Here is a 12,933-nt window from a genome sequence, read left to right on the forward strand (position 1 = left end):
CCCGATTTTTTTTTTGATGAATTATGTCTTTCGGTTTATCTCATAGGCAGCATCAGTTTAGTTTTCTATAGTGTTTAGTTGAATTCTGTGGGTTCCTGGGTAGGCTCAATAATTATTTCACCATTCTTCTTTAAATAGTCAAATTGGCTATTCTTTTTAAAAGTGTCCAATATCTGATCAATTGTTTCCGAATCAAAGGTTCCAGTATATCTGGTACGGTTCAAATCCAAATAATTGTTTTGGATTTTGATATTAAAATGCCTTTCCAATTCTTTGATGATATTCTCGAAACAATCATTTACAAAGTATAGTTTACCTGTTGTCCAGGCAATATGTTTCTGAACATTTACCTCCTGTACTATGATATCATCTTCTTGAAATACCGCTTGGTGTTTGGGAGGGAGAACAACATTTTTATTCTCATCAAAAATTTCCGAGGGTCTGTATACGGCAACACTTCCCTCTACCAATACGGCGGAGGTATTGCTTTCGTTTTTATAACTGGAAACATTAAACTTGGTCCCCAAGACACGTACGTTCATTTTTTCGGTATGTACAATAAACGGTTGGGAGGCATTTTTCTTTACGCTGAACATGGCTTCCCCATCTAAAAATACCTCCCTACTTTTTGGATCGGTAAACAACCTGGGATATTTGAATTTTGTGCCGGCATTGAGATAAACAATTGTACCGTCCGCCAGTTCCACCTCAAATCGTTTTCCGTAGGGCACGGTAAGTTGATTGTAGACCAACTCGGTCCCTTCAATCTCTTTGTTATCCTCATATTTAATTTTGCCGTACTCTTGGCTAACCACTTTTTCGCCTTCCTTGTTGGTAATGGCCGTGCGTTTATTTTCCTCTAATATCTGAAGACTTCCGTCCTCCAATTCCAAGGTAATCTCTGTAGCACTTTCTATTTGGGCATTGGACCTAAACGAAGCGTCAACGTTTAAAATATGGTAAAGAAGAAAAGAGGTGCCCACTATTAAGAGCAGGACGGCAGCATATTTAAATATACTACGGCTCTTTCCAAAAGTCCATTTATTATTTATGGTAGTTTTCTTAAGAATACTGTCATAAGCTTTTTCTGAATCAATTGTACGCAATACGTAATCCAATTCTTGATTGGCTCGCACTGTGGCCTTAAATTCCTCTCGATTTTTTTTTGATTCCTTAAGCCAGTCCCGCAAGATTTCGGTTTCCTCTTCTGAGAGAGCACTAGTTAAATATTTAGCAATAAGTGTTTTCACTTTATATGATTATGAATTAGAAATGGGTACTTTTAGTTGTATGATACAAAAACCTGCATTTACCCCTAAAGAGTATTCTAGTTTTTTTTTTTAATCTTTACATAACCGTACTTAGATTACAGAATTCGATCAAATCATTTTATGGAGGAAAAAATCTTGTGGAAGCGCATCCAAAAAAGTGATAATAATGCTGTAAAAGAGCTTTTCGATTTGCATTATAGACCACTTTGTTCTTACGCTTTTCAGTTTACAGGCCTCATGGAGGATGCGGAAGATATTGTTCAGAACGAATTTATAAAGCTCTGGACAAGAAGATCTGAACTACGGATACATACTTCTCTCAAGGCTTATTTGTACAAATCTGTTTACAACGCCTTTTTGCATCAAACCCGGAAAGTGAAAAAACAAGATGACTTCCTGGTTGCCTTAAAGTATGAAGCAATGTCCTATAGGGTTGATGAGGATGACACAGTTTTTTTGGAGAAAATAGAAAGGATAAAAGGATTATTGGATCTTTTGCCGGATAAATGCAGGGAAATTTTGCTGCTTAGTAAAAGGGATGGATATCGAAATAGGGAAATCGCGGATAAATTGGGGATTTCCATCAAAACGGTGGAATCTCAGATAAGTATCGCTTTCAAAAAAATAAGAAATGGTTTTCTTGATAAGAATCTGCTTTTGTTTATCGTGTCAAAAAAAATCGGAAGGTGTATTGGCCGGTCTTGGCGGTAATCAAATGCCGTTCTTGGAATAGTTTTTTTCAAAAAGTATATTGAACTCCGCCCACCTATATTTTGTTGGTTTTGCGTTGGGAGGTCTTTTTTCTGTAAACATTGTCTAGGACGCTGGTTCCATACCAAAATCCGTCCAAATATACAGCCGAGGATTTGGTTTTTCTAGGCCTTTTTCTTTCGATATTCCCTTGGGCTCATTCCCTTTACACTCGCAAATTGATTGTTGAAGTTGGAAAGGCTGTTAAAACCACAGTCAAAAGCTATTTCAATGATTTTTTTTTCGGTATTCAACAAAAGCTGACAAGCTTTGCCAACCCTAAATTCAATTAAGAATTTTGAAAAGGTCATATTGGTTCTTCTTTTAAAATACCTACAAAAAGAATTAGGGGTCATGTTTGCTATATCTGCCACTTCCTTCAGTGTTATACTCTTCTTATAGTTGGACATTATGAATTCAAGACAATTATCCAAACGGTCATAATCCCTGTAGCTTACATCTGGAATGTAACCTTTACTACAAAGGACCTCAGATGTTTCAAACTGCGCCATTTCATTCAATAGTCTTATCGATGTTAGTATTCTGTCAATTCCCTTTTCATTATATGCCTGGAGCATTAAGTTCTTCAATTTTTCAGAACGATGACCGGAAAATCTTAGTCCCCTTTTAGCCTCGGTCAACATTCTCTTAATATCTGACATTTCTTCGATTGACAGAAATTCAGTACCGAACGTCTCTTCCTTAAAAAAAAGCAATAAACACTCGGAATACAGGCCTTTATTTTCATAATATTCATTGTGATTTCGCCAAAGATGTGGGGTATGGGAACCTACCAAAACAAAATCTCCGGCATTAAATTGCTGAATACTGTCCCCTACAATCCTTGTTCCCTCACCATTAATGACGTACATAATCTCAATCTCTGGATGAAAGTGCCAAGGCACCACAAAATGATTTTGCTTGGCATGTCTCATATAAATTGAGGCGTTTATAGGGTTCACATGCTGAAAAAATATATCCATAAATCACCATTTTAATTGAACAATGTACTAAAATAATAATAAGTTGGATTAGGGATAATCCAAAATGAAATAATGAAGTGTTGGATATTCACAGACCTTACATTTATAAAATACACAAATTGGGATTGTGATGAAATAATTGTGTCATCGAGAGAAAATAACTTAGGGCACCCTTCTGGAACCTGCGGTTGGACTTCAATATGGTATGATATTGAAACCCCTAACCTTTGGGCCTAGGAGTATTTCTTTAATTTTTGAAGGCCTTTCTCAATAAAACCAACGCTTTGGCCTTGATCATTGTTTGTATAAACAAACTATGATTAGTCCATTTTAATTTCTTTACCCATGTGATCATAAAATCTTTTGGCCAATTTTAGTCTCTTTATAATTCCTGGGTCCTTCGTTTTTCCCTCTTTTACCTCTTCCTCGATGATATTGATCAATTGCAGTTGTTTTTTAATAATTTCAGGGGCTTTTTGAGCATTCCAAGTTGGTTTTCCATCTACTATATAATATACCGGGGTAGTGTGGGCTACGGCACCATTATCGCAGTATACAACGGCGGCCAACCACTGGCTCCGATCAAGATGGTGTTCTAGGCCGATCGTGATGGCATGGTCTTTTTCCGGATTCAATCTTTCTGTCAACAGGCCATCTGAATTATAAATACGGACACTTTCAATATTACCTATTTTTTCATGGGAACGGGCTTCTACCCGAATATTGCTAACTGTGCCCCTGGAACGGATAAGCTCTGACCCAGGGAGCTCTCCATCGGCCTCTAAAAATATAATAGGACCATTGGAAACAAAGGTATGGCCGTTCTTAAATCCTTCAAACCAGCTAGTTGAATTAAAATTGTCTCCGGTATAAACAAAAGTTCTTACCTCTCCCAAGGTAGATCCCCAAGGTATATCACTACCCGCAGCGGCTGTAATTCGAAACCCTAAATTTAAGTAGTCGTAATAATCAAGGGTATTGATTTTCGAGAATTGCAGCAATTCTACAAAATCTATCTCCCCAGTGGTTACATACCAAGGAAATCCACGAGGTAAATCGCAACCATTCCATGAAAAATGGGCATAACCAACGATGGCTCCCGGCTGATCGTGCAATTGCTTAAAAACTAGATCATAATAATTATAGTTGGTATGGTCACTAATAAATTGATTTATATTTAAGCCTATAACATGGCCATAGGTACTTCGTGGTCCCTCCTGTCCCGAGACCAACCAGACATCCCCTTCATTGAGGTCGAATTCATCTCCAAAGCCTTCCTGTTTAAATGCTGTAGTTGCATCTATGTGATGCCCCATTTCAAGAGTATTGACCAGATGGATGTCCACTGCCTTGCCATATTCCAACAAGAATTTTCTAAACGCTGGCCGGTTTGTTGGATGATGTACATGGATATCGCCAGAGTACCATCCTAGTTGGGGCATATCGATCCAACGTTCAAGTTGAAATGTCCTGGTAATTTCCTTATCGCCTTCCTTAACCTGAAACTCTTCCTTTATGGGAATGTATTCATTACCGTGTTCCATGCTTATCTGCCATGTCCCTACGGGCAAGGTAATGGTAAAATCGCCCGATGTCTGGTAGGCCACTGGTTCCTCCCAATGTGGAATGGAAGCCAATTCCCCATAAACAAAACTCCTATCCTCATTATTACCTATGCCATTCATTTTACGCACCGGCCCTATCCAATTTTTATGGTCCCGGTATTCTATGCCTTCGTAAAAATCCTTTGTGCTGGACACCGTGTCTACAATGGCGGCATTAGGTGGGATTCTGACCTTGTTGTCCGTGAGGCTTCTTATGCATGCCATAACAGGTGTTATTGCGTTCGATTCCGATTCTACCACCCGAATATGCACTAGGGCCGTATTAACCGGTTTTGTTTGGGAATGTAAATACGTATGCAAGCCCAGTAAGGCAACAAACATCATTAAGTTATTTACAGCCCTTAACTTTATAATATTTGTCATTCTATTACTTTTTATTGAAAAATCTACATTTCCTATTTTAGAACCTGGCCATTTCTACCCTAAATGGGATTTAAATGCTCCAACGCTTCCCTATAGGGAATTGATCTTTAGCCCTATCTGAGTTCGGTCCTAGTTGTCACTTTTGGCAAAGGAAACATCCAATTGCTGAACTTTGGGGTTCTTCTCCGGGGTCAATGTAAAAAATATTTCCACCAATCCCTTATCGCCCTCCAGTTTAAAGCGTCCCCTAAGTTGGTTGATCGGTTCCAATTTGGAAACGGAATTTATTTTTCCTGCTTTTTGTAAAATTTCTTCAATTTGGTCAATGCGATGTTTTCGCGAGAAATCCAGGTAAAAATTTTCAGCCAAAAATTTATCTTCCATTTCTTGGTTCCAATTCCCGATCCATTGAGTCAACTGCTCTTGTCTTTGGTTCAATATTTCAGAAACCGGAAGTTGTCTTGGCTCCAGCCCCACTGTTTTGAAAAGTAATTTTCCAATATCATTTAAAGGCAATGGGCCTGTATAGGTAAGATTTCCAAAGGCTATGATTCCAATTCCGTATTCTGGAAAAAATGAGTAACTGCTTCCATATCCAGGAAGCGCCCCACCATGTGATACCCGTTTAAGCCCGTTACAATCTTCGGTAATACCCAGACCATATCCGTAACTTGATATGGAAGGACATGTATCCCCATTAAAATCCCTGCCCTGGGCATTTAATCTGGGGAAATGGGGTCTGTGCATTTCCCTAAGTGTGCTTCTCTTTACAGGTCCATTGTCCTGATCGCTTCGGGGTGGCCAAGCTGAAAGATGAAAGCTTACATATTTGCCAAAATCTTCTATGGAGGTAATCAAGCCTCCAATAGCTCCAAAGGCACCGTCATGTAACATTGGCTCTTGCTTCCATTCCTCGTCTTCCCAGCGGTACCCGAGAACCAACTGTTCTTTGGGGATATTGGAATATTCCCAATAGGTTTCTTCCATACCAAGAGGCCGTAGGATATTATTGGTTATATAAGTCTGATAAGGGGTCCTGGAGACCCTTGATATAATCTGTCCCAATAGGGCATAGGAAGTGTTGCTATACTCAAAAGCATGGGAAGGCGGATTGGCGAGGGACAGACCATTTTTAATAAGATCGAATAGCATTTGTTCAGATTCATCCAATTGTCTGTCTCCCCAGGGATTATCTTCAGGGAGCCCGGATGTCATGGTCATAAGATTTTCAATATCAATGGATGGTGAGTCCGTGGTAAGATGCCTCATTGAACCCAACTCGGGGATGTATTTGACCACGGCGTCATCCAATGAAAGTTTTCCTTCATCCCGTAATTTTAAAATGGCCATAGCCGTAAAACTTTTGGTTAGGGAGGCAATCCTAAATGAGGATTTAGTGGTAGCGGGTTGCTTGTTCTCCAAATTCATAAGACCCATTGCCGAAGCTGCTACCAACTCGTTGTCTACCACAATACCATATGCTACTCCCGGAATGTTGTGCTCTTTCATATGCTCTCGTATCAAATTCTCCACTTCAGGTGCATGTTCCGTTATCTTTTTTCGACGGCTGTCCTGAACAAATTCCTGGGCTTTGTAAGAACTGGAATACAACATTTGCGTATTCTTATCCTTTGGTTCTTCGGATTTCTTTGTGGTACAAGACCAGAGACTTGCCACTATACAACTACAGATAAAGTATTGATAAATGTTTTTCATTCTTAAAGTATTAAAATTTAGTGCATTCTATTATCAAATAATATAAGGGTAATTACGTCAGTGCCGTGCACTTCAATAATCTTCCAGTATTCTTCTATATATTTCCTTGGCCTCTTCATAGTCTTTTTTTGCCATAATCCTATCTTTCTCGCTCATTAGCCCATGTTTTGATTGCCAACATACGTCTACGGCCTGTAAGCACCATTCGGCACTTTTCTTGTTGGCTCTTATAGGTTTTCCATCAACTAAAACAAATATGGGATTGGTATGGGAGGAAGGATATATACGTAGGGCAGCCCAACTACTTTTCTCTATAAAGGTTTCAAATTCAACATCTTGTATGTTTCCATCAGCCTTTATCTGCTTTCTTTCTATGGCCTCCCCATTAACGATAAGTTCTACGGCAACCATTATACTTTCGCCTATCCTGCTCCTTTCCAGTGTCCAAAATGGCTTCTGTGCCCATATATTTTTTTGAACATTTAAGGGTTTAACGGACGGATCCCTGACCTTATCAAGTAGGGCCGCTACTTTGGCCGATATTTTTATTTTTGAAGGTTTTTCCAAAGCAAGCTCACTGTTAAAAGTGCCGACCTCCAGAGTATCTACCTTAAAATCGAATAGATGGCTTTTTCCTTCCGAGGTATACGTTCGCCCCGATTTTATACCCTCTACCCAGTCAATAAAATTTAAATCTTGACCCAGCTTTGTATAACTTCTGCCGTGTGCGACTTTTTCATCGCTCATACACGGAAAATCTGTTTCACCACTAATCCTTGTACGAAAACCATTGTTCAAGGTATGATACCAAATATTTAATTCCCAACTGGGCGGGGTATCCATAGTGGATATAAAATCTACTAGATTATGGGCTACGGCAACAATGAATTCATTGGCTCCGATACCGTCAAACCCGGGCATTTCGTAGTTGGGAAGCCTATCATCGCCCACGGCCAAACCCAAACCGGAATGGGCATATCCCGAAATGGCACCCTGTGATTTTGCCCATCTTAGTACAGGTAGGGTGTAACTTGGCCAATCCTCAATTACCTTGGTATTTGGATAATCCTGTTCCCTTAATCCTAGAAGGACAATATGACCTGCATGACCCGATGGGAAACCGGATACTTCCAGATCATAACGCATCAAATGTTTCTCTGTAGAGAGCGGATGTGTTTTGCCATCAAAAAATTGTTTCTGATGATAGTAGCCTGGTCCCCAATTAAGAATGCTCCCCATATTTAAACCCTCTCCGACCAAATGTTTAAATATGTCTTCAGGGTTAACCCCCTCTGTTGGGGAAGTGTAATGGGAGCATCCTGCGGCATGTATGTGATGATCTCCGGAATACCATCCTAGTTTAGAGGGATCTATCCATCTTTCCAAATTTATCGCCATACGCTGGCCTGGGGTGTCCGTAACCGTAAAATCTTTATAGAGGGTCAAATATTCCGGCCCGCGCCCATATTCCAACGAATAGTTGCCGGGAGGTAATTCTATGGTTTCAAGATGACTTCGGTAAATCTGTTTTTGAAAGAAAAAATCAGGCGCCAAACGTTTCATTTGGCTGGGATAAATATGGCCTTGTTTATCCGAAATGGTCAACGAAGCCGTTGTTGGCTTAATGTTTTCGTCAAAGATTTCAAGTACAATTTTTTGGGAAGGGGCACAGTCGAAAAGCATACTCGTTTCATTCCTAAATCCAACATCCTGGGTTCCTTGCCCGCAATTAAAAGCAAACTTGGCAGCCCGTTTACCTGCATCCCTGCTGTATAATTGTAAAATAAAGTATTCCACTTCCAGCCCCGAAAGACGCGCTTGCATGGGGGGGCTGGTATAAAGGGATAGGTCTAGCCAACGATCCTCAATATCGGAGTGGGTTAAGGTTTCGCCCATACCCTCACTACCCATACCTTGCATGGCACCACCGTTGAAAGTACTTTTGGCCTGATCACTTTCTACCGCAAATTGGGCTGTAATGCCCGCTTGGTTGTCTATTTTTATTAAGAAAGTACTCCAACCATTTTGTGCCAATGTTTTTTCGGCAAACCCTGGTGACGCTTTTACCCTACTTTCCGGATTTATGTGAACATTAAATAAGGCATATTTATCTAAAATCTTCTGTATTTTCTTGGTTTCGGCCTGCTGTAGAATAAGTTCCAAAATACTGTCCCTATCGTTTTCGGAAACTGGAGCTCCAATATACTCCAGACTTTCCATTGTTCTTTTTACCTGAAAGTAAAATGGCTGTTTGTCTTGTGACCAAACATTGCCAAATTGGGCCAATACCATAACAAAGAGCAAACCTTTTGAAATAACATTATTCATAATCTTTATTTTAAACAATAGTTCCAATTTCTTGTAACATAAAACAGAAGACAACTACAATTTAATCCAATAATTGGTTCCAATTCCGGTACACTCAAATTTAATTGTTGCTTCACCAATTATGATCCAATGATCAATTCAATTTAGAACACAGTTTTAGGCTATACTCCAATGTAGTCCAATTTCCCCAAGACTCTATGGTATCCTTCATATATAAAAGGTCTGTACGGCCCTTGCTATATGCCTTCAGATTAAATGGTTTTCCCTTATATTTATAATACAATCCCTTATAGGAGGCTTAGCCAAGCAAAGTCTTGGCAACCTCATGAGATAAGGGATGTTGGCCTCTTGCTATAGCATATAATAAATACCCCAGGTCCATCCCCGTACACCATTTGTTTTCCGGCACTGCCCTGATAGGGTTTGCCAATTTACAGAGTACAATCTCAAGGTGTTACAGAGCAATTGAATCCTTATGACATGATGGGCGGGCCTTTTCAAATTTACGTGTAAAACATTATCAAAATACTAGTTCTATTGCCTAAAATACTTGTGTATTTGGTATAGAATCTGCCTTTAAATCACAATCACACCCAGCAAAGGGTATGACCATCTGAAACGGTATCATTTATCGTTTACCCTGGCTACTTTTTTATTGGATAAACAAAGGCGACGCACAAGGTTCTAAATATTTTTTCCCATGAATACTGGTTTTATATCGATTATATAGTTGGTAAACATTAGACCATAATTGAATATTTAATCCAAAAAATTTGATTTTTAATTTTTTTCAAATGCCCAATTGGTCATCGGGCGTTTATAGGTAAAATACTTCAAGCACGACTTATAATCAATACAAACGTAAAAGAATGGGCCTTATAATACTTCTAGTAGATATTCATAAATTAACGGTATTTTACCCTTTATAGTGATTTTGTGGGTACTGGTATAAGGGTTTGGTAGTTTTGCCATTTGAGTGGATATAAATTAAATATGTAACCACTATTGGGGCTGGGCAGTAGATTTATGCGTAATTATTCCATTATCGCAGAAACATCCCAATAGTAAATTGGATTTGACAATAGAGTAGTCAATAAAGATAACTTCCCTGGTACTTAATGGGGAAATTTGATTGAAAAGGCAGCACAATTCTTCATTAATGGTTTTCTTATTTTTTAATGGAAGGCTATTTAAGATTAAATGAATGCCTTAGTGTAACGCTAATCTTGCTATAGGCGTGTTTGTAAACCCATTTGCGATAATTGGAGGAGTACTTAAATAGGGTAGAGGGGTATTTACTTCACAGGTTAAGAGATGTAGGGCGCTGCTTTGTCACTTGTTAAGGTATGTCAATCTGTTTACTTAATTATAGTCCATGTTATAGGTTCAGCGCTTTTTCCGATATCCCCTTGGACTCTCCTTATACATTCCCAAATTGATTGCTACAGTAGGAAGAGCATTAGAACCATGGTCAAATACTACTACAATGTTTACTTGGGTATTCATCAAAAGCCGACAAGCTTTGCCAATCCTAAATTTTAAATAAGAGCTAAGAATTTGAAAAGGTAATCCGGGTGCTTCTTATGCATTTCTAAAAATGAATTAGGGGTCATCTTTCCTATATCCGCCATTTTCTTTAGTATGTTACTTTTTTTATAGTTGGCCAATCCCTTCAACAAGTGGCCGCCCAAGGTCTTCTGCGAATAGTGGAAATGTACAAGGCAGGTACTCAATCTTGATAAGAGGTAACATACAGTTACTTTTTGAATATTCACTTGTAGTATCAAATACCTTCATTTTATAAGTTTGTCGGGGACATCAATTACAAATGCTGTTTGAGAAAATTGTTAAATAACACAATAAAACGGCTATATATTTTTCCAAATAGGAGTTGAATCCATTGTTGTTTCTATTGAAGCTATCTATTTAGCAGTATATAGGAATTGGAAGCAGCTAAAGTTGTCATTCATTGTTTTTAGAAATATGGTACAGAATAAAATAGATTTAGGTTTTTTTCCAACTCCAGTTCAATATTTGAACCGGCTATCCCAAGAATTTCCAGATTATTCAATTTATATTAAAAGGGATGACAATACCGGATTAGCTTCTGGAGGCAATAAAACCAGAAAACTGGAATACCTGCTAAAACAGGCGTTGGACGAGCAATGCAATGCTGTAATCACCGCAGGGGCCCAACAATCAAATCACTGTCGCCAAACTGCAGCAGCTTGTGCAATGATTGGTTTGGAATGTCATTTATTGTTGGGGGGCAATGAACCAACTAAATATGATGGCAATTTGCTGTTGTGTAAAATGTTGGGAGCCACCATTAGTTTTACGGGGGAAAATAGAAAAGGGGAGACAATAGCAGATTATAAGAAATCTCTGGAAACCAAGAAGCGAAAATGTTTTGTGATTCCTTATGGAGGTTCCAATATTACTGGGGCTCTAGGTTTCGTTAATGCTGTAAAGGAGTTGAAAGCCCAATTAATTGGGAACAATTTGCAAATCGACTATATATTTTTTGCCTCCAGCTCTGGTGGAATGCAGGCTGGGTTAATGTTGGGCCTTGAGTTATATGGATTAAATACCAAATTGGTGCCCATCAATATAGACAAGTCCGAAACCAATGGCATTCCATTGGAGGAAGTAGTGGCGAATATTTTAAATGACGGGGCCAAACTACTTAATAGTTCCAAAAACTACGGTCCCCATAATATTCCCCTGAATAAGGATTATGATTCTGCAGGCTATGGGGTAGTTACCGATAATGAGCGTTATAGTATAAAGGAATTGGCTGTGAAGGAGGGGATTTTATTGGATCCTGTCTACACGGGAAGAGCTTTCTATGGGATGTTGGATTGTTTACAGAACAAGAGAATTAAAACCAATTCCAATGTGTTGTTTTGGCATACAGGTGGTTTGCCGGCAATATTCAAGTATGCTGAAGAAATTGTTTAGAGCCAAGGGGGATTTGGGAAGGGCTGTAAATAAATGAACAGCAGTGCCTGATAAATCCCAATGTAAAAATAATGCCGAGGAGTAAACTATTTGCCGGTTAATCAGTCTAGGAAGAAATTGCCCTTTGCCCAATGGCAACGATACAGGTTAGATATGATATGCGCTGCGAAATTATTAAAGGCACATATGGCTATAAACCGTTTGTAATTTTTTAACCATAAGGATAATTATATGAAAAGTATTAATGACCAAGTTATCTCTAAATTGATTCTTTGCTTTGTTTTTGTTTTAACACTGTTAAGTTGTGGAACCAAGCCTCCACTTGAAAAAGGGGATTTTATAGCAACGGATTTAGTGGAACTTATTACGCTGGATTCCTCCTTTCAACTAGACATAAGGTACGCCTCCAGTAACAATTTTGTGGGAAAACCAGTTTACAAGGAAGCTCGGGCTTTTCTTCAGAGACCTGCCGCTTTGGCCTTGGTAGAAGCCTCCAAAGAGTTAAAGAAGCATGGTTATGGGGTCAAAATTTTTGATGGATATAGACCTTGGAGTGTTACCAAAACATTTTGGGATATCACTCCTAAGGAACAACGGAACTTTGTAGCCGACCCAAGTGAAGGTTCCCGCCATAATAGAGGCTGTGCCATAGACCTTACCTTGTATGAGTTATCGACTGGAGAGGAAGTAATTATGCCAAGTGAATATGACGAATTCAACGAACGTGCTTATCCTTATTATGAAGGGGGCACCGATGAACAAAGAAAAATGAGAGATCTCTTAAGGTCTGTGATGGAAGCACATGACTTTAAAGTCTACGAATATGAATGGTGGCATTTTGACTACAAGGATTGGAGAAAATATCGCATTCAAAATATTCCTTTTTCGAATATCAAAACTAATTAAAGTAAATCTTTAAGTATCATTGAAAGAAAC

The 12,933-nt window shown here is 38.9% G+C and carries 8 protein-coding genes; 3 read left to right on the top strand and 5 right to left on the bottom strand.

Translation table 11 applies throughout. From position 1 onward, the window contains the following. Positions 1-74 precede the first annotated feature (74 nt). The gene (locus C7972_RS03990) at positions 75-1,250 is read right to left on the bottom strand and encodes a FecR family protein (protein WP_110354940.1); all 1,176 of its coding nucleotides are present in this window, start codon (positions 1,248-1,250) and stop codon (positions 75-77) included. Between the two features lie 141 nt (positions 1,251-1,391). Here C7972_RS03990 and C7972_RS03995 point away from each other — a divergent pair, with 141 nt between their 5' ends. Further along, a complete protein-coding gene (locus tag C7972_RS03995) occupies positions 1,392-1,982 on the top strand; it encodes an RNA polymerase sigma-70 factor (protein WP_110354941.1) in 591 nt (196 codons plus the stop codon). Between the two features lie 164 nt (positions 1,983-2,146). Here C7972_RS03995 and C7972_RS04000 read toward each other — a convergent pair whose 3' ends face one another. From C7972_RS04000 to C7972_RS04015, 4 genes are all read right to left on the bottom strand, one after another. Continuing rightward, positions 2,147-3,004, bottom strand: coding sequence for an AraC family transcriptional regulator (locus tag C7972_RS04000; RefSeq protein WP_110354942.1), 858 nt, complete (start codon positions 3,002-3,004; stop codon positions 2,147-2,149). A 320-nt stretch (positions 3,005-3,324) separates the two neighbouring features. Then, on the bottom strand, positions 3,325-4,992 hold the full coding sequence (locus C7972_RS04005; RefSeq protein ID WP_110354943.1) for a CehA/McbA family metallohydrolase: 1,668 nt from the start codon (positions 4,990-4,992) through the stop codon (positions 3,325-3,327). Positions 4,993-5,121: 129 nt separating this feature from the next. Then, a complete protein-coding gene (locus tag C7972_RS04010; RefSeq protein WP_110354944.1) occupies positions 5,122-6,708 on the bottom strand; it encodes a serine hydrolase in 1,587 nt (528 codons plus the stop codon). 72 nt (positions 6,709-6,780) lie between these two features. Continuing rightward, positions 6,781-9,036, bottom strand: a complete 2,256-nt coding sequence (locus C7972_RS04015; protein ID WP_220020865.1) for a CehA/McbA family metallohydrolase — start codon at positions 9,034-9,036, stop codon at positions 6,781-6,783. Positions 9,037-11,019: 1,983 nt separating this feature from the next. On the opposite strand from C7972_RS04015, the gene C7972_RS04020 reads away from it, so the two are divergent. Then, entirely contained in the window at positions 11,020-11,997 is a 978-nt protein-coding gene (locus tag C7972_RS04020) for a D-cysteine desulfhydrase family protein (protein WP_110354945.1), read from the top strand. 231 nt (positions 11,998-12,228) lie between these two features. Next, entirely contained in the window at positions 12,229-12,903 is a 675-nt protein-coding gene (locus tag C7972_RS04025; RefSeq protein ID WP_110354946.1) for a M15 family metallopeptidase, read from the top strand. The last annotated feature ends 30 nt before the right edge of the window (positions 12,904-12,933 follow it).

Source organism: Arenibacter sp. ARW7G5Y1 (assembly GCF_003201775.1).
GTDB lineage: Bacteria > Bacteroidota > Bacteroidia > Flavobacteriales > Flavobacteriaceae > Arenibacter.